Annotated in this window: 21 protein-coding genes; 6 read left to right on the top strand and 15 right to left on the bottom strand. The window is 36.7% G+C overall.

The features are described 5' to 3' along the window. A partial coding sequence (locus tag L950_RS30235) for a hypothetical protein (protein ID WP_031287788.1) occupies positions 1–954 on the top strand: 954 nt, incomplete at its 5' end. Between the two features lie 164 nt (positions 955–1,118). Here the strand turns inward: L950_RS30235 and L950_RS14875 are convergent. Next, positions 1,119–1,307 (bottom strand): hypothetical protein, encoded by a 189-nt coding sequence (locus tag L950_RS14875; protein ID WP_021189195.1) that lies wholly within the window; start codon positions 1,305–1,307, stop codon positions 1,119–1,121. A gap of 928 nt (positions 1,308–2,235) precedes the next feature. On the opposite strand from L950_RS14875, the gene L950_RS14870 reads away from it, so the two are divergent. Together L950_RS14870 and L950_RS14865 are read left to right on the top strand one after the other, a co-directional pair. Further along, a complete protein-coding gene (locus L950_RS14870) occupies positions 2,236–2,430 on the top strand; it encodes a cold-shock protein (RefSeq protein ID WP_021189194.1) in 195 nt (64 codons plus the stop codon). Between the two features lie 293 nt (positions 2,431–2,723). Next, positions 2,724–3,830 (top strand): fatty acid desaturase, encoded by a 1,107-nt coding sequence (locus tag L950_RS14865; protein WP_021189193.1) that lies wholly within the window; start codon positions 2,724–2,726, stop codon positions 3,828–3,830. Positions 3,831–3,996: 166 nt separating this feature from the next. Here the strand turns inward: L950_RS14865 and L950_RS14860 are convergent, their stop codons facing one another. Next, entirely contained in the window at positions 3,997–4,956 is a 960-nt protein-coding gene (locus tag L950_RS14860; RefSeq protein WP_021189192.1) for a heavy metal-binding domain-containing protein, read from the bottom strand. A 285-nt stretch (positions 4,957–5,241) separates the two neighbouring features. On the opposite strand from L950_RS14860, the gene L950_RS14855 reads away from it, so the two are divergent. Beyond that, positions 5,242–5,688, top strand: coding sequence for a hypothetical protein (locus L950_RS14855; RefSeq protein WP_021189191.1), 447 nt, complete (start codon positions 5,242–5,244; stop codon positions 5,686–5,688). Between the two features lie 197 nt (positions 5,689–5,885). Here the strand turns inward: L950_RS14855 and L950_RS27920 are convergent, their stop codons facing one another. The 4 genes from L950_RS27920 to L950_RS35500 form a co-directional block, all read right to left on the bottom strand. Further along, positions 5,886–6,500, bottom strand: a complete 615-nt coding sequence (locus L950_RS27920) for a hypothetical protein (RefSeq protein ID WP_021189190.1) — start codon at positions 6,498–6,500, stop codon at positions 5,886–5,888. Next, on the bottom strand, positions 6,497–6,928 hold the full coding sequence (locus L950_RS27915) for a hypothetical protein (protein WP_084825455.1): 432 nt from the start codon (positions 6,926–6,928) through the stop codon (positions 6,497–6,499). The genes L950_RS27920 and L950_RS27915 overlap by 4 nt, the downstream gene beginning before the upstream one ends. 484 nt (positions 6,929–7,412) lie before the next feature. Continuing rightward, entirely contained in the window at positions 7,413–7,658 is a 246-nt protein-coding gene (locus L950_RS35505; protein WP_197086449.1) for an alpha-L-fucosidase, read from the bottom strand. A 35-nt stretch (positions 7,659–7,693) separates the two neighbouring features. Beyond that, on the bottom strand, positions 7,694–8,461 hold the full coding sequence (locus tag L950_RS35500; protein ID WP_197086448.1) for an alpha-L-fucosidase: 768 nt from the start codon (positions 8,459–8,461) through the stop codon (positions 7,694–7,696). A 311-nt stretch (positions 8,462–8,772) separates the two neighbouring features. Between L950_RS35500 and L950_RS14840 the strand changes: the two genes are divergently transcribed. Further along, positions 8,773–9,264 carry a hypothetical protein gene (locus tag L950_RS14840; protein ID WP_021189189.1) on the top strand — a complete coding sequence of 164 codons (492 nt, stop codon included), beginning with the start codon at positions 8,773–8,775 and terminating at the stop codon, positions 9,262–9,264. A gap of 399 nt (positions 9,265–9,663) precedes the next feature. Here L950_RS14840 and L950_RS14835 read toward each other — a convergent pair whose 3' ends face one another. The 9 genes from L950_RS14835 to L950_RS33365 all read right to left on the bottom strand — a co-directional run bounded on the left by L950_RS14835 (position 9,664) and on the right by L950_RS33365 (position 23,450). Beyond that, complete coding sequence (locus tag L950_RS14835; RefSeq protein ID WP_197086447.1) at positions 9,664–10,569, bottom strand: alkaline phosphatase family protein; 906 nt, start codon at positions 10,567–10,569, stop codon at positions 9,664–9,666. A gap of 402 nt (positions 10,570–10,971) precedes the next feature. Further along, positions 10,972–12,486: a hypothetical protein gene (locus tag L950_RS30225; RefSeq protein ID WP_021189187.1), complete on the bottom strand. Its 1,515-nt coding sequence runs from the start codon at positions 12,484–12,486 to the stop codon at positions 10,972–10,974. 101 nt (positions 12,487–12,587) lie between these two features. Then, positions 12,588–14,204 carry a glycoside hydrolase family 2 gene (locus L950_RS30220; protein ID WP_052764417.1) on the bottom strand — a complete coding sequence of 539 codons (1,617 nt, stop codon included), beginning with the start codon at positions 14,202–14,204 and terminating at the stop codon, positions 12,588–12,590. 264 nt (positions 14,205–14,468) lie between these two features. Next, entirely contained in the window at positions 14,469–15,653 is a 1,185-nt protein-coding gene (locus L950_RS14825; protein WP_031287782.1) for a metallophosphoesterase, read from the bottom strand. 66 nt (positions 15,654–15,719) lie between these two features. After that, the gene (locus L950_RS14820; protein ID WP_021189185.1) at positions 15,720–17,468 is read right to left on the bottom strand and encodes a RagB/SusD family nutrient uptake outer membrane protein; all 1,749 of its coding nucleotides are present in this window, start codon (positions 17,466–17,468) and stop codon (positions 15,720–15,722) included. A 3-nt stretch (positions 17,469–17,471) separates the two neighbouring features. After that, entirely contained in the window at positions 17,472–18,938 is a 1,467-nt protein-coding gene (locus L950_RS35495; protein WP_262507100.1) for a SusC/RagA family TonB-linked outer membrane protein, read from the bottom strand. Next, on the bottom strand, positions 18,935–20,725 hold the full coding sequence (locus tag L950_RS35490; protein WP_052764415.1) for a SusC/RagA family TonB-linked outer membrane protein: 1,791 nt from the start codon (positions 20,723–20,725) through the stop codon (positions 18,935–18,937). The genes L950_RS35495 and L950_RS35490 overlap by 4 nt, the downstream gene beginning before the upstream one ends. A 395-nt stretch (positions 20,726–21,120) precedes the next feature. Continuing rightward, a complete protein-coding gene (locus L950_RS14810; RefSeq protein WP_231577293.1) occupies positions 21,121–22,773 on the bottom strand; it encodes a glycoside hydrolase family 92 protein in 1,653 nt (550 codons plus the stop codon). After that, positions 22,746–23,450, bottom strand: a complete 705-nt coding sequence (locus L950_RS33365; protein ID WP_231577292.1) for a hypothetical protein — start codon at positions 23,448–23,450, stop codon at positions 22,746–22,748. The genes L950_RS14810 and L950_RS33365 overlap by 28 nt, the downstream gene beginning before the upstream one ends. Positions 23,451–23,676: 226 nt before the next feature. On the opposite strand from L950_RS33365, the gene L950_RS14805 reads away from it, so the two are divergent. Continuing rightward, positions 23,677–24,987 carry a hypothetical protein gene (locus L950_RS14805; RefSeq protein ID WP_021189184.1) on the top strand — a complete coding sequence of 437 codons (1,311 nt, stop codon included), beginning with the start codon at positions 23,677–23,679 and terminating at the stop codon, positions 24,985–24,987. The last annotated feature ends 81 nt before the right edge of the window (positions 24,988–25,068 follow it).

Below are 25,068 nucleotides of genomic sequence, written 5' to 3'. Positions count from 1 at the left end.
TTCCAAACCTTTTACAGTGAGCTACGCAGTAACTTCAATATCGTTTACGGTTTAAAAAATCAGCAAGTTGATGCTGTTATTTTACAGTTTCAAAAAGTGCTTGAATGCTTTGAAGATCTTTTCCGTGACAAAATGGATTTGAATGGCTTAGTGAGCGATTATGAATATCATCTTTTTAAAACAGAGATTATCGGAAAATTCCCGAATATAAAAGAAAGCCTTTACAAAAAAAAGGTTCCTTATCCATTGATATTTGAAGTCCAAACAGCTATAAACAATCAATTCAAAAGCCAGAATTCAAATCTTCATTATCATCAATATCTGTTTTTCAAGACACTGCTGTATAAGTCACAATGCATTGCTAAAGATACAATCAGCAAAGACTGGTTACAGTGCTTTATGGAAACAATGATTGATATCAACTTCAATCACATGGGGGTTTTCAATCGCTGCTGCGATATAATCGACTGTAAACTGAAGAATATGTCAATGACGGAACAAATGAATGAAATGAGTACGATTCTTTTCCGTTTGCGTATTGCCAGCTATGATCCCAAATTGTACTATGACCCCTTAAACGAGCGTCTCCCTATACTCCTCACGCAATATGTGGAGCGCAGAAAACAAATATTAACCAAGCACCATAATAGGATGGTAGACAACAAGGCTCAAGACAGTGATGAACCAACGACCGTGAATCGAGACAATATAATTACCTTGTTCCGTTATATCAATAAAGCAAATCTACAAATAGAAAAAAACAGTAGGATTGATCCGCTAAGTTTTTTAAAAACTATCGTAACGATCTTTGGACCAAATTTTACAGAAGAAAATCTTCTTAAGCTCGATAATAACCTGGATAAAAATAATTTAATTGAACAAATGGAAGCAATCATTGCGGAAATAGACAAAGATTTAGCGAAACCATCAAGCGGACCTAAAAACAAACGATAATACAGATCTGTAAAAATAGACTCAAATACCTTAACGCAAAACCTAGAAAGCATCTCGGATAATTATCGAAATTAGCCGAGATGTCAAATAAACTGAATATTTAACGCATAACATTAAGCCAACAAATCATTCGACAGTAACTGTCCATAGCGTATGGCTATAGCCTAGTCTTTGTCCAGAAAATCAAAATAACGGAAGAGCGTGGCTTGACGGTCTATAAATACCTGATCCTCCCCTGTTTCATTTATCTCTTTGAATAGCAGGGGTACGAATTCGGCCAATCTGTATATGGCTATAAATTCGGCTGTAGCATTGTCGATTGCATAGATACCGGTATGGCGTTCTATGATCAAGCTTGCTTTGACTTTGTTCTCAATAACAGATCCATTGATATCTCCACCTACCGCTTATGCTTGTATATGTTTAATTTTTTTTTAGAGGATCCAGTTCTTTGACCTTTTTTTTATCAAATACGATTTATACGTTAAACTTGTACCTAAAATGCCTTTACATATGATAGTCTCCTATCATTTACACAAATGAAAAAAATATTAGTTGAAATGGGATCGCCTATATGTTAGAATACCTTGATATTAGGTATCGTAGGGTATCGATATATTTAAAACACGCTAAGTATAAGCGGTTCAAATTCTTTCTCGAAAAAGATATTTTTGATTATTAGATTCGATCGATACGGATATATAAGATTAAGGATGGTCATTTTAAAAATATGAGTTCTGCACGTGAAATGCTCGAAGTGATGCAACATCTAAAGGGGCAAAACAATCCTAACTAAGAAAAAAAATGGTCTTGAAGAGAATAACTGGAGACTTTTTTTCACATTTATAAATCGAACTCCGAAAAAGTTGAAATCCTAAAACAAATTATAATTGCACAAAATTTTCAAGAAATCTTTCCTAACAAGCTCCCTTCAACCATTTTATCGACAGTTCTAATATTTTACGGAAAATAAAAATTAATGACTTTTGAAAAAATATTTTTATTTAAAATAATTTATACTTATCTTTGTCATAGAATCAAGCAGTAATTGCGGTTATTAGAAATAGTAAGATACATCCTATAATAACTGTCTTCGCATATTAATTGCTAATTTTTGTTATTCATAAAAAGTGCGCAGTACTCTTAGAGTTTGACTCCAATCAACCTTCAATTTACACACATTCTTTTTTTTCTAGCAGATCGATTAACTTCTAAAAGTCATGTTTCATGTCTTTTGCAGGAGTTCAGATTTAAATAATTTTCAATAAAAACAATAATATAATGCAACAAGGAACAGTAAAATTCTTCAACGTTACCAAAGGTTTCGGTTTTATTACACCAGCAAACGGTGGTCAGGATGTATTTGTACATTCAACAGGTTTAATGGATGATATCCGCGAAAACGAAAACGTTACTTACGAAGTAGAAAACGGTCAAAAAGGTGTTAACGCATTTAATGTGCGCATAGCAAGATAAAAGAATTCGGGAATTATTTTAATTCTCGGTATTTTTGATGTAGTAATTAGCATCTGTGCTAATTAACTACATTTTTTAATGTACCCTCCCAACTTAAATCAGTTTTATCAACCACGCAAAGAATGGTATTTATCATGTGCTTGTGATTAATTTCCAAAAGAATATACTTGCATTAATTACTTTAACAGATCAAATCCCGTACTGAACAAATTTGGAACTCCATTTATCGATCTATACCACTATTTTTCAATTGTAAATATTTTAAATATTATGATCACTATGATTGATTTGCAATGAAAAATAGAATTACGAACACACTAAACTATAAATTTATTAATAACATATCATTTTTAGACCATGTACTTCAACCACCTTCCTACGGGTGGCAAGATGCGACGGGGAAACTTATTAAGCCCAGTAATAAAGAAATCATTACCGAATTCTTTAAGCGGCTTAACATCTTTAAGGACCGTAGAAATTGGCTTCCTTTTTTCAGCTGGTTCAAGATTGCCTGTCTTATTCCATTTTTCTTTATTTTTTTAACGAATTACCTGACCTGGTGGACAGTTCTAGCGGCCTTTGTATACAGTATGATCATCATGGGGACCCATGGAACGATCTGGCACCACCGCTACTGTACACATGGAGCCTATAAGTTTAAAAATCCTTTTTGGCGGTTTGTTACGCAAAATCTCACAATCAGTGTTATTCCAGAAGAAATATATGTTATATCACACCATGTACATCATGCCAAATCAGATCAGCCGGGTGACCCTTATAATGCCCAGGCTGGGTTTTTATACTGTTTTCTTGCAGATGTCAATCACCAACCGATATCTAAGAACCTGAATGAGCAGGATTATAACAGAGTTAAATCCCTGATGTCACATACGGGTGTACCAGCGAATTCTTATCATCAATATAAAAAATGGGGCTCTTATGTACCTCCTGTTTATGCTATAGTATCTTCATTATTAAACTGGGCATTTTGGTACAGCGTATTTTTCCTAATAGGCGGTCATCCACTTGCTTGCAGTTTGTTTGGTGCAGCAGCTTTCTGGGGAATTGGTGTCCGTACTTTTAATTATGAAGGTCATGCAAAAGGAGAAGATAAACAAAAGGAAGGCACAGATTTCAGTGTGAATGATAAATCTATCAACCAGGTATGGCCCGGAATTGTCGCAGGAGAATGGCATAACAATCACCATTTATTTCCTAAAAGTGCACGCAGTGGTTTCAAACCTCATCAGGTGGATCTCGCTTGGTACTATATCAAATTAATGCATAAACTGGGAGCTATCTCCAGCTATAGAGATGACAAGAAATTGTTTTACAAACGTTATCACAATCCTTATCTCGAAGCAAAATCAAATAAAAAAAATGAAGATATTATTGCATAAACTGTCATCATAAAAGAGCGTACAGATTATTATCTCTTTTATTTTCGGAAATGTTATTGTACTGTAGATTTCAATCGAGATCATTATTTACAGAATGAAAATTAATACAGGAACGCTAACTTTAATTAAAAAGTTAGGCGTTCTTACATTAATTATTTATGATCATTTAATGTTGATGTTCATGGTGTTTTCCTTCATCATTACCTTTCTCTCCCTCTGTTACATTGACCGTAAAATCTGCCGTGTGCACTTGTCCGTCAATTTTAAACTGCGCCCACATGCGATATATCCCCGCTTTTTTAATATTTGTTTGCGCATATATCGGAAAGCGCTTATCTGATACTGGATGAATATGAAGGAAATCTTTATCTTTTGCTCCGATCATTACGATATGAGCCGTTGCTCCTAAATAATTTTGAAAATCGCTTTCTACGAGTTTCTTGCCATTCTTTTCGACTGAGAATTGCAGATCTTGCGTTTGATTTGTTTTTAAATCATTTGCATTAATCAAAGTAACAGTATAACCTGCCATTGTTGCTACTGCTTTTGGATTCAATTCAAAAGAAGTGGCACCCGCAGTACCTGTTACTTCAAGTTTCTTCATCGCAACTTCTCCACCCAATCCCTGAGGTTTATAATCTGTAAACAACAGGTAGTTTCCTGCGACCGGAAATGTTTCTTTCACACTGTAAGTACCATCTTGCTGTTCTTCGGGATGAATATGATCAAACCAAGATAAATCTTCCTTTACAACCAAGAGATGCATTTTCATTTCATGTACTTCCTCTAGTACGACATTTTTTTCATTCTCTTTGATAGAAATCGACAGCGCTGTTTGTTTTCCGGCTTCTATAGGTTGTGGTGAAGCTAAAATACTTACCGCTAACTTGGTCGAATCTTCCTGATGAATAGGCTGTAATTCCATACCGCATTTACTACATTTATCACCTTTATGTCCTGTTACTTCAGGGTGCATCGTACATGCGTAAGTATGTTCGTGATTGTGAGTCGAGTCTTGTTGTGCTATCATATTTGCTGTTTTGTTTTTACTATTTCCTGGATTGTTACAGGCCGCTAATGTTGTCATCGCTGTCAATCCTAAAAATATATTTTTTAAATTTTTCATATATGCATGTTGTTTGTAGACTAAATCTTGAAATCTACCTTTTTGTTTTCCATCCTACCTCAATATTTATTATCAGGAGGACAATACAAAGGTGAGGAAAAGTTGCGCTTGCTATTTTACGGTATTTTGAGTTTGATTTGTAAAATTTACTGATTCAAAAACCACTTAACCTTTATAACATCTCTTCTCATGCTCTACCGCCCTTCTGTGCAAACTGAATTTATTGATGATAAACTTAGGGGTCTTTGGCACGGTTTTCAACGTATGTAAGCTCAATAAATTAATATGATGAAACTTACTCTATTAACAGGTATCGCTCTTTTTACACTCAGTTTTAGTGCATGCGCGCAACAAAATGGAGCAAAAAAGGAAAGTACGGCTATATACACCGATAGTCTGGAACATGATCAAGAGCTCGGACTAACTCCTCAACAGGAAGAAAAAATTAATGCGATAAATAAAAGTACAACGTCTAAGTTTGAAGCAATAGGCCGCAATTCATCTTTATCCGGCTATCAAAAGGGACAGAAGAAACGTGAGCTGGCCTTACAGCATAAGAAAGAAATTTTTAATGTATTAACTGCTGAACAACAAAAAAACTGGTTGCAAAAGTATGGTGATGAACGAGCATCGATTAAAGATAACGTAAGCGACAACGCAGATGAGGCATTAGAAAAATTGGAAAATCGTTATGATGCCGACAAAAATCCATTGAGGATGACCATTCATTAAGTAAAAGCGAAAAGAAAATACGTCTCGAAAAGTTAAAAGTCAACTATAAAAATGAAAAAGAAAAGTTAAAAGAAGCGAAAGAGAAAGCAACATCGAGTGGCTTGCTTCAAGGAAGATAATGGCACAGGAAGATAGTAATAAGACTTACATCCAAGCGCCAACAATCAATTTCATTCGCAATTCCAAGACTTAAAAAACTAACTTATTTCATTAAAACGATTTGCTCTTCTAAATGTTCCCATATCATTAAAACGGACACCATGTGCTTTCATGATTTCATGTGCTTTTTTACGGGCGATATGCCTTACATAAAAAGATTCATTCACAACAAAATGATGAATACCATGTGTCCATCCAAAAAAGAAACAGAATATCTGAAATGGATATGTCCACCAAACGTTTAATATCTGGGTCTGTTCGATCACGTTTCCTTTCTCTACATCTCCAAAATAATGTAAATTTGAAGTGATGAAATGGAGACAGAACTGGCGTAATAAATTTGGTAATAGAATAATATAGATAATAGGATTGCACCAGCTTAATATTGATTTAATCACTATTGGGAAAACAAAGCCAATATCAAATTTTCGATTTAAAAAGTCGAGTAATAAATCTGCACCAAAAAAATATAAAAGGATATGTGAAACGATGGTCAGTGGAATTAATCCAAAGACACCGCACAGCTTAAGTTTATGAGCAGTTTCAAATTTCAAATTGCCATTGTCTACTTCACGTTTGATATCGGAGAATAATCCTCTGACGCGAAGTAAATTTCCTAATACCAAATCCGGAGTAAACAAAAGACGTTTCAATGTCCATTTTTCACCATTGGTAACTCCTCTTTCTTCGATATCATGTAAGTCCCTGAAAAACGATGGTGATGTAAATGCAGTGTGCGCCTAAACCAAGGATTTAAAGTTAGAGGTCTTAGGATCCATACCGAAAATAACATCACATTATGAATGGCTTTATTACCTTTAAAGTACATGTAATGAATTAAATCATGTTCCAATTCATGCAAAACGCCAAACAAAAATGCATTTACGACGATTAAACTCCAAGCCGGAACAACATCAATATACCACAGATATCCCATTAGTAAACTCAGGCCTACACAGAGTAAAAAAATGCTGAGCCCTATCGCATTTTGGTATTTTAGCAAAGGATATTTAGATTTTAATGCCTTGTATGACTCTGTTATCTCTTTTCTGATTTTACTTGTCCGTTCTTGATGCGTCACAATTTTCTACCTTAAAATTTCCTTGCAAGATACCTAATCTTGGACAAATAAATAGTTTTAAGCTCAAAAGTAAACACAGCACTGACATAACTTAAACTTTACTTTATTGTATTTTGATCATAAAAACAAGAATACTGACCCATGCGTAGAGTATAGATAAAGCGTGCCTTAAGCGTACTATGTGCGTAGATAAAGCGTAGATACAGTGTGAAAAGCGTATACTTCACACACTTACAGCACACTTACCACGCACTTAGCTTGTTTAGATAAGGTACATAAGCAAATACGCTTTATATATACTTTATCCCTGCTTAGTATATGCTTAGGGCATGTATAGTGCAAGCATGCTCAGAAAATATATTAGCGCTCTGCCTACTCTTCATTAACACATACCTATCCCCAAACAACTTTCATTTCTCATTGAAACAAGTTTTTCTGGTGTCAACTTCTTAAAATAAAAACCAGCTATTAAAATAGTACTAAACTACAACCCTAGATTTACTTTAAGCTTTTGTAGGACCTCCACATCAGTATCTTTGACTCTACCTTCACGATTTGGACCTACATTTAAGATCAAAATATTATCTTGAGCTGTTGCTTTTTTATACATATCTGCTAATTCCTGAACAGGGCGGGGCGTATTATCATCGGTATGATAAAACCATCTTTTCCCTAAAACTACTGTTGTCTCAAACGGCATATAATAAACCTGCCCTTGGTTTAGAAACAATTTTGGGTCTGGATTTTTAGGAAGATAGGGATCGCCTAAACGAAAGTCACTTGGAAAATAACGGATTGGAAAATATTCCTGCTGATCATTTGGAAGTACGGGATGTTGGTCAACATTTTTGGAGAACCAACCGTCCAATTAACCCCTACTTGACATTGCGGTGCAAGCTGTTTTACATTGGAATAAAGTTGCTGAATAGGCCAACGGTAGTTTTCCTTTTCCCAACCACCATCTAACCACAACTCGACTACTTTAGTATGTTTCTGCGCCAGCTCCAATAATTCATTGATTTGGTTCAGCATATATTTATTATAAGCAAAGTCTGCTTTTACATCCTTTACATTTCCATTTTCTTTCCGATCCCATAATGAATAATAAAGTCCTAAACGGATACCCTGCTTCTCACATTCCTTAGCTATCGCTTCTACAACATTTGTTTTATTACCCGAGTTGGCAACATCATATTCGGTATATTTACTATCCCATAGACAAAAACCATCATGGTGCTTAGCAACTAGGATCATGTATTTCATTCCAGAATTTTTGGCTGTAGCTACCCACTGCTTCGCATCGATTGTTGTCGGATTGTAGGAGGAGGCTGGTTTTGATCCATCTGTCCATTCCTCATTATGAAAAGTATTGATTCCAAAATGCACGAACATGCCATATTTGCGTTTGATTTGCTCCAGCTGATATTTGCTCGGCTGTGTAGATGATGCCGGCACGTGAACCTTTGACTGCCCAAAGGTATAGGAGCCTATGGCTAAAAGCATCATAACGAGGGTGTTTTTTTTATTGATCATAATTTATTTTAATGCTAAAATTTTAGTCGTTTATAATTTCTGCTTGATCGTAAGAAAATTCGCAACATATAGGGCAGATATTATTATTCAAATTTATTTATCACAAGCAATCATTGATTATCATGATAAAGTTAGTCGGATAGAAAACAACTTAATGAAACAATATTAACCCGATATGATGCTATATTATCCGATCTGCATTGATGCAGGTTACAGCGGTTAATAAAATCATCATATTTCGATTTTTCTTCACTTAGACATCAGTTTGGTCGGCCTTTTGCTATCCTAAAGTAACTATAAAATCACATCAAATGTATATTCTAAAAAGCATGATTGTGTCCGGATTTTTCCTTTTGACACTTAGCAGCTGTAATCAACCAACTTCCAAAACCCAAGCCCCGGCAACACCGACTGAAGCGGCACCTGTATTGACCATAGATGGCAATTATGTTACTGCTGACTATGATAAAAGAGCTGAAGGATTTGACTGGGTTGGTGTCACGATTAAAAGCGAACAGGATAGCAGTATCACGATACAGATAAGATCTCGTGCTGATAAGAAAAAACCGACTTGTACACTTGATAAAAATGCAACAAAAATTAAAGAGGGAGTTTATCAGGCCTCACTTCAAGGAAAGAATGTATTATTTACTTTCGATGGCACTTCTTTAACGATAGCACCAGAAAAATCTGAAGATGAAGGAGTTTTAAATTATTACTGTTCAGGTGGCGGATCGCTAGCAGGCACTTATAAAAGGATTGCTGAAGCATTAGACGCGACACAAGTTGATAGTCTTAAGTAAGATAACGTCTGTAAAAAGAGAGCGGGATGGATTTATTTCATTCCGCTCTCTTTTTTAGTTCTGATTTTGACTCTTTATCTTTACTGGGTATTATCCAATTATTGATTCAGGTGACCCTGTGGATTTGATCGGATTTGGAAGAAAATTCTTGGCTAATGCTGATTAGCCTAAACATATAGCGACGCTTAATGAAATTACTGATACGCACACTTCATTAGCTGGTGGAGATAGTTGCGTATATACGGATTATCCGTCTTTAACCACATTTTGTCTATACCATGAATTAATAAAGGGCTGAACTATTTTCAACCATTTATTTTTCATTTCCAAATGAAGGAACTTTTGTTATACGATGTTTATATTAGTCTTCGGATAACTTTTATTCATATTAATTATTCTTTATTTAAACACAGATTCCAGCACTTCCCCTGTCCACGCTAACGGTTTTTTAAGTCCAAACAAATGCAAGATCATAGTTGCCGTATTTACCGTATTGTTAGGTTCTTCAATTTTTAATCCTTTCTTGATTTTCGGCCCTGTGACTCCCCATGGTACAATCATTTCATCGACAGATACACCTCCATGTCCATATTCAATACCACCATGATCGGATAAGAACATAAAATTGGTGCTCTCATATAGACCTTCTTTTTTCATTTTCTCTAAAAATATGCCTATTTGCACGTCAGCTTCTTCAATCGATTTGATGTATTCTGGAGACATCCATTTATGACTATGCCCGGCGTGATCGGTATGTACTGAGTAAAGGAATACAAGGGTTGGATCTTTCTTATTTTTCACAATAAAATTAAATGCTTTATCGTAATTTTCAATATAGGCATCATCTTTTAAGTAGCTAACTTCATCAAAATTTTTCTGATTATGCGGGTAGAAGAGATTAATCCAGTTATAGTAAAAGGCAGTTTTAACATTTGGCATTTGTTCTTTGACAACAGTAAATACAGAAGGATAATAACCCTGAGCATCTTTTACCACTGCTGGTAATTTGAATTTATCGATCTGCCAGCCATTATCTACTACTCCGTGCTGTTCTGGCCCACTTCCAGTAAGATGACTGGTCCAATTTGGAAGGGTTACGGAAGGCATGACCACCCTAGTAGTAATCGATAATGCTCCTTCTGCCATTAAAGCATCAAGATTTGGTGTATGTGCCTGCTTGAATCCTTCGACAGAAATTCCGTCCAATGCGATCATTACTATTCGTTTACTTTTAGGTCCAGCTGCTAGCGCTGTACAAACAGTGGTCAAAATCAACAATAAATTAATTGAGATATTTTTTTTCATTTTCATCATAAATATTTGGTTCTTTTATTACGTTAATTGCCATTAATTGTAGTTCTTCCCATTATTAAATCATTCCACTTAAAGATGTAAATAGCATACAAAAAAACAACATGAATTAATTTCAAATTTATAAACAAAAATTTAATATAAGTAAACTTTAATATAAATTTTACATTAATAAACAGTCAATTACATATTAAAAAACACAAAATGTTTAGCAAAACTAAATACATCTTTATATACCCAATAAATAATGAGATACTACCCATACTTAAATCTAGCCATCAAAAGTTAAAGGAATGATAATTTTAATTCGAGATATCCATTTTGACATATCATACATGGATGATACGTCAAAAGGCCTTCCGAATGGGAAGGCCTTTTATAATACGTTGATATATATTATTCGACATCTTCAACAAGCGACAGCTTAGAAAGCATAATATTAGGTCCTTTCGTTCCTTTTATCTTAAGCTTTAAATTACCATCGTTAGAATCTTCCCGCATAACGTGAAGTTTGACCCATTTGCCTTCTTTATCATGGCGGGTGAGTGTATAGTCACGTCCTTCGAAATTGAGATCTGCTTCACGTCCATTACTGTTCCAGTCATGGAAAAACAGATATAGAGAACCGATCATCCCTTGTGGTACTTTTACGTCTACCTCTATTTCCTTTCCCTGCCAAGCGGCACTTGTTTCATCCTTCCAAACACCATCGGCTTTAACTGTATAGGTTGTCCCCTTTTTACTTTCACTCTGATCGAGATCTTTTGTCCAGTCAATATTTTGATTGATTTTCTTAGACAATTTACCTGCTTCTACATATAAAACTGCCTTTGAAAATTCAGAGGGTACAGCTGTCTTTAAGGGCTCGATATAAGTAAACGTTTTACGTAACTGAGAGGCATCACGACCGAAACTTGGATCAAAATCATCTGAAGCGGCGTAAGCTAATAAGCTTGAACGAAGTTGCTGACTTACAATATTTTTTTCATCTTGTATGTTAAAACCGGTCACCAACAACTTTCCATTCCCCACTTTCATTTCAAATATAGATGCCAACTTATTATTTCTGTGAAAATCATCTACAGGTTGTGCCAATGGTCTGTATGAGGCAGGAAAATCATTGATATAAAATGCTCTTGCTCCACCATAAATATGCTGCCACTGCCAGTCACTATGTGAATCTGTAGGAAAACTTTTGAATGCAGGATGCTTATCTCTTACGATCATACCAATGGTATTTTTCCCTTGCCCCGGGAAGAACGTTAATGACCAGTACAATGGATAATAACTGATGATATCGGAGGTCTCTAAGTTTCCAAGATCGGAAGCATCCAGTAATACCGTCCCTCCATTTTTAAGGACTTCTTCAGTTTTTGCATCAAACCTATTTGCAACATAGACCTTTTTCGTTTCCTCTTTTTTAACTGTAGGATATACCCATATCTGCCATTCATTTTTATTGGCTCTATTTTCCAAACCAACTTCTACGGTCAATTTACCTGCTTTTTGAACCGCAGATAAATTGGTTTTAATTTCACCAACTAGATCTGAAGTGCCTCTAGCAAATGTTCTTTTCGCAAAGGTACCTTTTGCAATTACACGACTCTCTTCATCTTTGATATTCCAGTAGATACCATCCTGTATATCGGTTGATCCATAATGTGCCAGTTGCACTTTGGCTAAAAATGGTTCGTCGGCCTTCCATACAAATTTGGGTATACGCAAGAGGGTAACAGTGGTATCATTATGCGTTCTAAATTTCTCGGGTGTTGTGATTCCCTTACTATCGTAAAACACGTCCAACCAACCTATCAGTGCTTCGCCTTGACCTTGATAATCCTGCATACTTAACAACTGTATACCTGCTGCAGACGGCGTTCTTAGGAAAGATTCGATTTCATGTTTATACATGATTTGATTCAAAGCTCCTGATGCCTGAACAAATTCCTCATTCTGTTCCTCAATATTGTTCTTGCGCGCCTGCTCTCTGAATTCTTCAAAATTGCGTGCTTTTAATACTCCGGTATATTTTTTATCTCATCCCATTTCGGATATACGGGCCACTGCCCAATTTCATGTGCAATGACAGGTATTTTAGACTGACTGTATACTTTTTCAAAATCCCAATCGGTGTGCGCTCCGAGTATACCTCGCGTACCACCAAGCTTATCAATATAATGTGTCGCGATAAATTGGTCCATATCCGTGATCTTACGTGCGGATGAAACTGCGTACAATCTTCTGTTATCATTTTCCTTATAAGGTTTTAGCCACGACTCCATCACATCGAAATTTGAATTCCCCAACTCATTACCGATAGACATGGTTGCAAAAGAAGCATGATTACCGTAAGATGCAAACATGCGGTAAATCTCTTTCTGTGTAAAAGCATCTGCCGAAGGATTGCTGCCCAACCCTTGCGGTCTGCCTTTTGTATTCATCTCTTCACGGCCTGGGTTATCTGCGGCCATCCACCAGTCTAACCATATTACTTCAGGCTGTAGATATAACCCTAGACGATCTGCTGCCTGAAATGCGGCTTCAGGAGGACACCAAGAGTGAAAGCGAACATGATTTAAACCATAATCTTTGTATATTTTAAAGATACGTTCCCATTCTTCAACGTGCATTGCTGGATATCCTGTCAAAGGAAAATGGACACAATCTAGGTTTCCGCGAAAGAAAACAGGTTTGCCATTTATCATTATTTTTGACTTAGAAGCTGTAATCTCACGAAAGCCTATTTCCATTTCCTTCGTGTCCAATACATTGTTTTTCTTATCTAGAACTTGAATAGAAAGCGTGTACAAATTTGGGTTCATATCATCCCATAATTTCACTAAATCCGGCATCTGCTCTTCTATATCCAATACTTGTCGTACGCCTCGCACGTCAATATTCTTTTTTGTCTCAAATACTTTATCCCGCGTCTTACGATCTGATAATTTAATGGATAGCGAAAGATTTCTATTCTTCCCGCATTCATTTACAAGAGTATCTTTTATCTGAAGTTTTTTAGGAGAGATCTTCGTAAATACTTGCGGATTTTGTAATCTTGTCGCATTTTTAGCAATCAACTCTACCTGACCAACCATGCCATTCCAGATACTTTGTGTATATTCTGTGTAGACGTGACCTTTGTCTCCTATATTATGGATCATATCGTTATTGACACGTACCGTCAATCGGTGCTTTCCGGGTGATACATATCCAAGGTCATGAAGATGCGCAGAACTTAACGCATCGTACGTTGCAATTTCTTTATCATCAATAAAAACCTTAGACTCCCACATCACACGTTCTAAATTTAGATACAAACGTTTATCTTTCCAGTTTGCAGGTACAACAAAATCCATTTGATACCAAGCGGGACCGTAATATTTATAGGCTCGGGTCAAAATGCCAAAATCTGAACCCGTAGTTTTTTCACCATACTTGGCCTGATCGGTTGTCCCAGGAATAGCAATACGTTTATCTAAATCTTGTTTTTGCCAACCTTGTGCCAGCCCCACATTCTTTTCATCCAACCGGAAACGCCATACCCCATCCAATTTCTGATGTTCCTGAGCTGTTGCAGAATAATGTATAAAAAATAGGAATAGAAAAATCCCTAGGTATTGTTTTATCATAATAATTAGTGAATAAATTAAACTCTTATTACAAATGTAACCAAGTATTGAAATCTATTAAATGGATAAAAATAGGGTTATCATGTAATATATTATGAATGTCAACTGCTTATCAGGTTTTGATCTGTACAGATGAATTATTTTATTCTGACAAGCACCTGATACTATTTAGGATAAAAAAAAGCAACCATAGGAGATCTCCCGTGATTGCTTTTGCTATTTTAAATTATTGATGCTGTTCTTTGACCAGCACCATTGTGTAAGTTAGTGCAATGGTTTTATGACTACTTCATCCACCATTTTACCTTGTTGATCGACAATTAGAAAAATTCCTTTTACAGATGTCAGATCAACTTTTAACACATTATTATTTGAGTTTACTATAATTGGAAATTTGATCTCTGCTGTTGCCGGTTTGATAATATGCTTATGCAAGTGCCCACTCAACATAACCTGCACACCGGCACGATTAAGAATGGGAACAAACTTATCCAGAATTTCCTGTTCACCATGCCAACCACCAAATGGAGGCATATGACAGATAACTACTTTATATTTGGCGTTTTTAAATTCAGTATTTTCCACTGCTCTCTCTAACCATTCAGCCTGTTCTGTGCGGTAGCGATCCATATCGACAATGCCACTGTACTCCATATCGGTATCAGGTTTATCTTCGCCACAATCAAGTACGATAACTCCTGTTTCTCCATGATTAAATTGATAATAAAGCTTTCCTGTCGGTGTTGGAAAATAACGTGGGTATTCAATCGCAAATGGACCACGGGTTTCATGATTACCCCTTGAATAGAACATGGGTTTTTCACTTGCAAAGCGTTTAATAGCTGTATCCATAAAACCTGCGAACATCTGATTTTCGCTTAATAAATTATCAACCATATCGCCATTAAAGACAATAAAATCTTGTTTCGGAAGGTCGGAAAGATCTAAAAGTTTATTGAGCACTTCATTTCGTCCGTGAATATCATTGACCACAGCAAATTGGGTCCTCGAGGAAGAACCGAGTGTCCGGAAAGACAAAGGCTTTTCCTTATAGACATTCGTTGCAACGATTTTCCCATATTCAACCTGAACGCCAACATGCTTCAAAACCTCCTGGCTGTATATCCGATAACGATACACGGTGCCCGGCTTAAGGTTGGTTAAGGTAACCTGATGTACAGTTCCAACTTTTTTGAAACCATATTCGGTAGCAAAGAACTTTGGTCTCGCTGTATGATAAAAATGGGATGAATCGTCCGGTGCAAGTTCCACCCAACCTGTAGCTGGTTTATTAGTCGTCCAGATAATATGAACGGAACTATTGGTGACCCCCTGGATATAAGGCAAATGGGTAATGTTGATATTCTCCTGTTGTTGCGCAAAAATACCAGTAGTTAATACAAGTAACAAGCAAAATACCAACAGGGGTTTTGGCGTAATTTTCATCATAAAGGTTTGGGTTTAAAAAAGTTCCTATCAACAAATATATAGATTGTGATAGGAACTTTTATTAGATTAATTTACCCAAAAAGGGTTTTGTTTTAAATTAGGATTTAACTGCAACTCCTGTACTGGGAGTGGATATAGATAATCCCGTCCTTCATCAAACTTCTTGGTAATATGTTTATTGATAATGACATTTCCACTGTTACCGTTTTCTAACAATATTTCCGATCCCAATTTTAGCAACTGTATATTTTTCGCAACGGGCTTGTCTCCCTCATAAATCCAAACATCATCCTTTCCGTCATTATCAAGATCGTATTTTCCAGTTCCCGGAAAATACATGCCTTTAAATTGACGCGTCACCATTTGACCTACTTTCCATCTTCTGATATCATCCCAACGGAAAGATTCCATGACCAATTCTACACGACGTTCTCTCCGTATTTCCAAAATTACTCCTTTAAAAGCGTCCATAACATTGTTGGGATCGTAATCTTGTGCTAAGTAAAGATCTGGCCGACTTATAGCTTGGGCTAAATCTAGATTTGGCATTCCTACCCGATCTCGCAGCAACTTGATTGACATATCCAAATCACTTTGTTTGATAACTCCTAATTCTGCCTGAGCTTCGGCATAATTTAATAGTACTTCAGCATATCGAAAGATAGGCATCGGATTTACGGATCGATTAAAATTATCGTATTTGACATCGCCGACAAATTTGATTAATTGATAACCCGTGACTGAATTACCAAAATTTGGAGCAACAGGCGCAGCCCCACCGATACGTTTGTATCCCGGTGTACGGATTGTCTGACTTAAACGAGGATCGCGATCGACAACCTCATCCTTAAAAGTCATTTTATCATAATTTGGTTTATCAGTAAATCGTGATCCATCTTTCATTAAATAGGAGTTTACTAAGTTTTTCTCTAAACCTGGTTTACCATAAGAAGCCGTAATAGTATAATAATTAACATTGTGCCAGATCTGTAGCCCATCGGAGAATTTTCTTGTTAACATCACCTCTTTATCGATGTTGTCGACACTTCGAAACAAAGCACCATAGGAGTCTGTACCTGCCGCATTATAGATACTGTATTTCTTACTTTCCATAATTTCAGACGATGCAGCAGCGGCTTGTTTGAGCAGCACTTCGGCATCCGGTAAATTAAATTCCTTGTGGTATTTCCGGAACGTCCCTTCAAACAATGCTACCCGTGATTTCAATGCTAATGCGGTCCATTTATTTACTTGTTCATCATTGACTTCGGTACCGAGATTCTTAATTGCGTAGTCCAAATCGGCCATAATATTATTGACAACTAACGTCCGTGGATCGCGCGAACGTGACAATTGCTCTTCGTCATATTGGCTGAGCACCTTTTCATACCAAGGCACATCTCCGAAACGCTTTAGTTTATCAAAATAAAAATAGGCTCTAAAAAATCGGGCTTCAGCAGCGTAAGGCGCCGCTAAATTTTCAGGTACGGTTTTAAAACAGTTTTCTAGAAAAAAATTGATATTCCGCAAATTATCCCATGTCCATCCACCTCCACTTACAGGTACAATTCGCTTACCCGTTATTTCATCATCCAACGTGGATTTAACTATATTATCAACAGATTCGTTGTAAATCCCTTCTGCTGAAGGAAGTGCAACATCATAAAATGATTTGGTAAATAAACCTAGATCCTTCACTGTTTTAAAGGAATCTTCAGGTTTTATACTGGACTCAGGTTCTCGTCCCAGGTAGTCTTTATTACAAGATCCAAGACCAAAACCCAGCAATGCATATATTAAAAATGTCTTTTTCATATTTTAAAATGTTAAATCTAAACCAAAGGAAATAGTTTTAGACACGGGATAGGAACGTCCATTTGCTTCTTGTGCAGCTTGCTCTGGATCGATATATTTTGACCTTAATTTCGTTGCTGTCCATAGGTTTTCACCTGAAGCATAGATACGTAAGTTACTCAACTTCAATCGTTTTAATAAATGCTGTGGTACCGTATAACCTAAGGTTAGATTTTTTAAACGGATATAAGCCAAATCTTGCAAATAACGATCTGATTTTACATTTAATGACCCACGATCATTTAACGCAATATATCCACGTAACATCGGAAAATAAGCATCGGTATTGTCAGGTGTCCAAACATCCTGTTCGAAATCTTTTGGAACGAATGAATAATAAGGTCGCGAATAAGGGCCCCAAAATTTATCGGCATTGGCTCCAGGCCACCAATTTTGCTTTCCTATACCTTGGAAGAATGCAGAAACATCAAAACCTTGCCAGTTAGCACCAAGATTAACACCAAAAGTATAGCGTGCGCGGCTATTACCAATAATCACCTGATCGCCCGGATTAGTGAGGGTATTATCACCTGCATCAACTCTGCCATCAGGTCCGATACTTTTACCATTTTCATCTAACCTACCTCCGATATCTACAAATTTTAAATCGCCCGGATGCAACTTAGACCAATCTCCTGTCGCTGCTAAACGTTGCTTATCGACATAATCTTGATTGACTTTCCAGTTCGCAATTTCATCTTCTGATTTGAAAAATCCATCGGTCTTATATCCCCAGATTTCTCCTAATTCTTGGCCAACATAGTAGTTGCTTAATAACATCTTTTCATTGTCAAATCGGGTAATCTTAGCTTTAGAATCGGATAATCCTAAACCGATATTATAACCAAATGGTTTTCCATCTAAATCCACCCGATCTTTCCATGCGAGGGAAACCTCCCAACCATTATTTCGAAGATCGCCGGCATTTGTTTTAGGTGAAGCTGCACCAAATACAGCAGATAAAGTCTTACCGGGAATCAGCATATCCAATGTATTTCGGATGTAATAATCAAATGAAACGTTCAACCGATTTTTCATAAATTCTAGATCTGTACCAAAGTTCAGTGTACTTGTACGTTCCCAGGTGAGATCGGCTGATATAGGCAGGGGTATACTCAAATATTGTGATTTGGCCCCTTGCGTAATATAGTTAGATTGACCTGACCGTAACAATTCTAGGTATCCGTACGCATCTGCTTCCTGAGCGTTACCTAAAGCTCCATAAGAGACTCTAAGCTTAGCTTCATTGATAAAGGATTTTGCACCCTCCATAAATGTTTCCTCAGACAAGCGCCATCCTCCTGAGAAAGAAGGGAAAAATCCATTTCGCTGTTTTACAGGAAATTTAGAGGTACCGTCATATCGACCATTTACTTCCAATAGATATTTACCTTTGTAATTATAATTAACACGAGCAAAATACCCTCTCAGTGCCAGGTGTTTGCTCCGCCCAGCAATTGCATCTGTCCTGTAGCTAAATTAAAATCGTTCAGATCTTCTGACAATAAATTGTTGCCAGTACCACCAATGCGTTTATAGCCTGTCGTTTCTTGATTGAAACCTACTGTTCCACCAATTTGATGATCGCCTAACTGCTTGTTATAATTGGCAAAAATGTTGAGCGAGTGTTTTGGATTATTAACAATATTTTCCGTAAATGTATCATTACCCAATAAATCTACTACCCCAGGGAAAACGGACCATGGTGCTTGGGTACGGCGGTTCCAACTGTGAACCGGATTGTGGGTATAGGTATAATTACCGGTAATATTCAAATCTTCATTGACCTTAACAACAGCCTCAAACATATTGATAAATTCAAATTGATCTTGACCGCCTTTAGATTTGCCATGCAACAAATCGGCAAAAATACCATCACCGATATTATAATTATTCAACTCGGTACGATAAGTTGCTGTGCCGTCAGGATTTAAAGGAACATACGACGGCAAAGCGTGTACGGTTGTTGAAATAAAATTGTTATTGTTATCAGGACTTGAATTCCATCCTGGATAGGTGTAGTTTTGATAATTTAATTGAGTATTCGCACTTACTTTCAACCATGGTGTAACTTGTGCATTGATTCTAGAGCGAACATTATAGGCATTATATTTATCCTGATTGATTTTCATCAATCCACCTTTCTCGTATAATCTACCGGAAATATAATAGTCGATTTTATCTGTACCTCCCGAAAAATTCAACGAATGCTCCATGGAAGTTTGTGTCTTCCGGTATATTTCATTCCACCAATCTGTATTTCCATAATAGACATATTGATCCTTACCATTTCTATTTTGAATCACCACAGATGGTAATGAAGGGTCATTTTTACGTTTTAATAGCTCGGCATAATCTTCATCGGTGTAACCGGTATAACGGTTACCCGTTGCGCGTACAAAAGCTTCATCATTCAATTTAGCAGCATCATAACCATTGGTCATAAAGTCCGTATTTATTGTAAGACCTGCCCAACCAAAGTTGTTACTATAGTTGATGTTCATCTTCCCAGCCTTTCCTTTCTTGGTCGTTATCAACATGACTCCAAATGCACCTCTAGCACCATAGACTGCCGCAGCCGCGGCATCCTTTAATACCGAAATCGATTCAATATCTCTCGGATTGATGGTATTGATATTTCCGGGTACTCCATCGATTAAAATAAGGGGTTGTGCATTGGCGGAATTAATGGAAGCAAATCCACGGATATTGACATTTCCTCCACCTCCGGGACGTCCGTTGGTGAACGTTACATTTACATTGGGAACTGCACCTTGTAATGCTTGTGTTGCATTGGCTACGGGTCGATCTTCTAAAAATTTGGAATCGATCTGAGTCACTGCTCCCGTCAGGTTGACTTTCTTCTGTCTCCCATAACCTACTACAACAACTTCGTCCAATGATTGATCGGATTCTTGCAGCATTACCTTTAAAACATTCGATTCAATTTTGAGTGTTTGTGCATGGTAGCCCACCATTGTAATTTTAAGGTTTTGTCCCATGGTTCCAGCAATTTCAAATGCCCCATCAGCATTTGTTTGCGTAGATTTACCAGTTGATAGGTTCGTAATGGAAGCCCCCACAATAGGGCTACCGTTTGGAGTTTTTACACTTCCTTTAATGGTCTCTTGCTTTAGATCTTTCCATTCGAAATCAATGGCAGAAGACAGAAATGCAGGTTTACTGTTGGCCCAATTGGGTAGGGACAGCCCAATCATTATGGGCAGTAGAACATACTTTTTTTCATGGTTTTTGGTTTCATTTCCTTTGGCAACAAAGAAAAGGTTTACAATATTGGTTAATTGTTAAGTATACATTATCAAATGTAGAATTTGATTACGTCCAGGTTAAGTTAACAAAAACTTAACACATCTTTGCAAGTTTTATCAATTTAACCAACAAAACAGGCATCAATACTTAAAATTAAAGTTCATGAAAAAGTGGGCACCTTTTCAGCAGATTAGCGTACTTTGAACATCGTTATGATGTAGTACGTAGCTGTATCCATCACCCGCAAACCCTAATTTAAATCCAATGTATTAAAACGAAAAATGGTCCATATTCACAATTAGTGAATACGGACCATCATGGATCACAATATGAATTATGATTATTATTTATTCTTTAAAACAATGCTCATCTTCCCTCCTTTTACCAAGTCTTGAAATGGCAATTCTAAACCAGATAGGACCTTTCCATTCAACTGAATTTTATCCAAATATATCCTACTCGTATCTTGGTTTTTCACCTCGATCTCAAACTTATTTTTGCGTAGTGTTTTAGGCAGCTCAATGGTTATGCGATCAAATAGAGGAGCCCCAATTTGAAAAGATGGATTCTCACTGGTTAAGCTTCTTACATCAAACAATCCCATGCTTGACATGACATACCAAGCCCCCAATTGTCCCTGGTCTTCATCTTGTCCAAAACCATAACCGTGTATTGCTTCTGTTCCATAGAACTCATTACAGATTGAGCGCACCCACTTCTGACTCAGATCCGGTCGTCCGGAGAAATAAAACAACCAGGAAATATGTAAATTAGGTTGATTGCCATGATTATAGAGACTTTCAATCCCAGCAAAGGCATCAATATGTGCGCCTCCTCCAAAGATATTCTTTTGCGAAATTGTAAATATGCTATCCAGACGTCGATTAAACAAATCTTCACCGACAAGTTTCACTAACTCCTGCGGTACGTGTGGAACGTAAAAAGTGTATTGCCAGGCATTTCCTTCCTGAAAACCGCGCCATGATTCATAGGGATTAAAATTTCGAATGAATCTTCCTTCACTATCCTTAGGTCTCATAAATTTGGTTGAAGGATCATACAATGTCCGCCATGCATCTGATAATTTATTGAGCACACTGTAGTCCGACTCATGTTTCAAAGACTTGGCAAATTGTGCTGCTGCTTCTGCTGAAAAGGCATACTCTAAAGTATGCGAAGCACCAAATGGAGACCCATTCGTTAAGAGCTCTGGATTACCTGTTTCATCTTTGATATAAGGGGAGTATCCCTTATCGACAAAAACCCCTACATCCAGTTTGCCTGCACCCGGAAGCCGATCTTTAGATTCTATTTCATTTTTTCTAACTGCCTGATAGGCTAAGTCAACATCATAATTTCTGATTCCGACATTATATGCGGCAGCGATTGCCAAACCAGTAAAATTAGTACCCACACCTGACACATATTTACTATTAGCAATACCATCTCCTAACCAACCTGCATCTTTATATACGAGCAATTGACTTTGGATCCAATCATTATAATAATCAGGATATGCAATAGACCATAATTGTGTCAGATTCCAAAAAGCTCCCCAGATTGCATCAGTATTATAATGATGATGTACCGGAATACCTTTCCCATTTAAAGGAATCTGTCCGATACTACCGTCATTCTTAGGATATGCACCATTGACATCACTGGCTAAGCCTCTTCCCAATAAGGCATGATAAAGCGCTGTATAGAACTTAGTCCGGTCTTCAATTTTACCCCCTTCAACAAGAACACGCCCCAATTCGGCATCCCAAATCTGAATCGCATTCTTCTTAGCTTCTTCAAAATTTAACTTTTTAGCTTCCTGAAGCAGGTTCAATTTAGCATTTTCAATCGAAGTATAGGATAGACCTGTCTTTAGTTCAATCGCTTCCCCTTTTTTGGTCTTAAAGCGTAAATAGAGACCTGCTCCTTTACCTTTTATCGTTTTTTTATCCGCAAAAATTTCTGAATCTAAAAAGGTACCATAAGCGACAGGCAATTTATCAATCTCAGCAAAAAATACATTTTTATATCGGCTCCTTTTTGATATTTCTGTACATAAAGCGGACTTGTTATCACATAACCCCATACATGTTGCTGATCATAAGTAACCTCAGCATCAATGACAGGACCGCTTTCCCCCATGACATGACCAATATCAAAAATTACATTTGCTGAATCAGTTGAAGGAAATGTATATTTATGAAAACCTACCCTTTTTGTGGCCGTTAATTCTGCCTGAACACCATAATCTTTTAATTTTACACGATAATATCCTGATGTGGCAAATTCATCTACTTTATCAAAAGAAGAAAGGTAACCACTATGGGGCATATCCACTTTACCAGCATTGGTTTTTATTTCCCCAACTGTTGGTGCAAAGACAACTCCTCCGATTTGAAATTCATGAAAATGAGGAAATCCTGCAATTGAATGATGTCTATCATCATAACCAACAGCCTCCCAACCGGAGCGGTTTCCATAACTACCATCTGTACTAGGTGCTAATTTAGCCATTCCAAAAGGCACTGCCGCTGGAGTATAAAAAAAATACCGACTATGAACCGAACCTATATTGGGTTTAACATATTGGGTTAAATGTTGTTTTTGCTGTGCGTAAGAGCATGTAATAAAGGTCAATACTCCACAGCAATACATGATTATATTTTTTATCATCTTTATTTATAAGGTTTACACACAAACTTATAAAATAAATTTCAAATGTATAGACATAGATTAAAATTAAAGATCAAAAAATAAAGCATTAAAAAATAAAAACAGATATGAATAATTGTAAAATCATGAATACCAAACAATTTAAAGCAGGATAATTTGGAATTAAAGATTGTTTTTTCATACTTTGAATGTATATACATAAGAATAAACCAAAATTTAATCCGTTATGAAAAGATGCATACCGATCCTTACTTTCGCGCTACTGCTAGCAGGCTGCACATCGAAACAGAAAAGTCAAGATATTGAACTTGCAAAAACTATTTTAGCTGATCAAAAATTAGCTTTTGTTGACAGCCTAGCGAGACAGGTCATTAAAGAGGGGTTCAATGCTGGAAGCGGCTACTCGCAAATATGGGCACGCGACTTGAATACTTTTATCGAAACCGCACTAGAAGAACGTACTAAAGAGGAGGTAAGAGGAGCTATCTTAGTATTCTTTAAGATGCAACAAAAGAACGGCGAAATGGTTGATGGTTACGTCTTGAAAAAAGACTTCACCTGGCACGATGATACTCCTTATTATTCGGAGAACGACCCTGAACATGTGGGCTTTAAGAATACCGTAGAGACTGATCAAGAAACCTCGCTTATTCAACTTCTGGCCAAATACATTACAAAAACAAAAGATCATAGTATCCTTGAAGAAAACATCGGTGGTATACTTGTAAAGGACCGCATTCAACTGATGCTGGATTATTTACATCGTGAGCGATACAATAAAGAATATAAACTCTTGTGGGGAGCAATGACCGCAGACTGGGGAGATGTCCAACCACATGATGATTTTGGTTGTGACTGGAATAATCTATCCAATGAAGCGATTGATGTTTACGACAATGCCATGTACATCATTGCTCTTAAAACACTTATTGATATTATGCCCGACGCAAAAAAAATAAACGAATGGAAAAGTCTGAAAAAGGAAATTGAGATCAACACCATGAAACACCTTTGGGATAAAAAACAACAAAAATTCATTCCCCATATTTATCCTAAAGATTCGCCACTGCCTGAAGGATTTGATGAGAATAAAATTCATTACCACGGTGGAACAGCCATAGCTATTGAATCGGGACTTTTAAGTAAAGAAGAAATTAAAACAGTCAATGATCAAATGTTGGAAAATGTACGCCTATCTGGCATGCCAAGTATCGGCCTTACACTATATCCGACCTATCCTGAAGGATTTTTCAAAGGCTGGATGTCAAAACCTTACGCCTATCAAAATGGTGGAGACTGGACCTGGTTTGGTGGTAGAATGATACAACAATTAGTATTAAACGGCTATCCAAAAGAAGCCTATGAAGAGATTCAACCGATGATAAACCGAGTGGTCAAAAATAAAGGATTTTACGAATGGTATGGAAAAAATGATGTTCCTAGTGGTTCTGGTAAATTCAAAGGCTCTGCCGGAGTTTTAAGCAAGGCGATTCTATTAATGAACGATTGGGCTAAAGAAACTTTAGATAAAAACTAAAAACTTTCTTACAAATGAATCTGGATAATTAAATTATCCATGATTCATTTTATATACTAATAATCGCGTCTACTTCATACG

Origin of the sequence: Sphingobacterium sp. IITKGP-BTPF85 (assembly GCF_001006065.1) — a bacterium.
GTDB lineage: Bacteria > Bacteroidota > Bacteroidia > Sphingobacteriales > Sphingobacteriaceae > Sphingobacterium > Sphingobacterium anhuiense.
This window is presented reverse-complemented; position numbering and strand designations above follow the sequence as displayed.

What these genes read in the sequence shown, in the direction of transcription:
- L950_RS14870 (WP_021189194.1), top strand. Translation starts at nt 2,236, where the DNA reads ATGCAACAAGGAACAGTAAAATTCTTCAACGTTACCAAAGGTTTCGGT.
- L950_RS14835 (WP_197086447.1), bottom strand. Translation starts at nt 10,569, where the DNA reads ATGAAAAAAAATATCTCAATTAATTTATTGTTGATTTTGACCACTGTT.
- L950_RS30220 (WP_052764417.1), bottom strand. Translation starts at nt 14,204, where the DNA reads ATGATAAAACAATACCTAGGGATTTTTCTATTCCTATTTTTTATACAT.
- L950_RS14825 (WP_031287782.1), bottom strand. Translation starts at nt 15,653, where the DNA reads ATGATGAAAATTACGCCAAAACCCCTGTTGGTATTTTGCTTGTTACTT.
- L950_RS35500 (WP_197086448.1), bottom strand. Translation starts at nt 8,461, where the DNA reads ATGATCAATAAAAAAAACACCCTCGTTATGATGCTTTTAGCCATAGGC.
- L950_RS14840 (WP_021189189.1), top strand. Translation starts at nt 8,773, where the DNA reads ATGTATATTCTAAAAAGCATGATTGTGTCCGGATTTTTCCTTTTGACA.
- L950_RS30225 (WP_021189187.1), bottom strand. Translation starts at nt 12,486, where the DNA reads ATGTATAAACATGAAATCGAATCTTTCCTAAGAACGCCGTCTGCAGCA.
- L950_RS14805 (WP_021189184.1), top strand. Translation starts at nt 23,677, where the DNA reads ATGAAAAGATGCATACCGATCCTTACTTTCGCGCTACTGCTAGCAGGC.
- L950_RS33365 (WP_231577292.1), bottom strand. Translation starts at nt 23,450, where the DNA reads ATGATAAAAAATATAATCATGTATTGCTGTGGAGTATTGACCTTTATT.
- L950_RS14855 (WP_021189191.1), top strand. Translation starts at nt 5,242, where the DNA reads ATGATGAAACTTACTCTATTAACAGGTATCGCTCTTTTTACACTCAGT.
- L950_RS35490 (WP_052764415.1), bottom strand. Translation starts at nt 20,725, where the DNA reads ATGATTGGGCTGTCCCTACCCAATTGGGCCAACAGTAAACCTGCATTT.
- L950_RS14860 (WP_021189192.1), bottom strand. Translation starts at nt 4,956, where the DNA reads ATGAAAAATTTAAAAAATATATTTTTAGGATTGACAGCGATGACAACA.
- L950_RS14820 (WP_021189185.1), bottom strand. Translation starts at nt 17,468, where the DNA reads ATGAAAAAGACATTTTTAATATATGCATTGCTGGGTTTTGGTCTTGGA.
- L950_RS14865 (WP_021189193.1), top strand. Translation starts at nt 2,724, where the DNA reads ATGAAAAATAGAATTACGAACACACTAAACTATAAATTTATTAATAAC.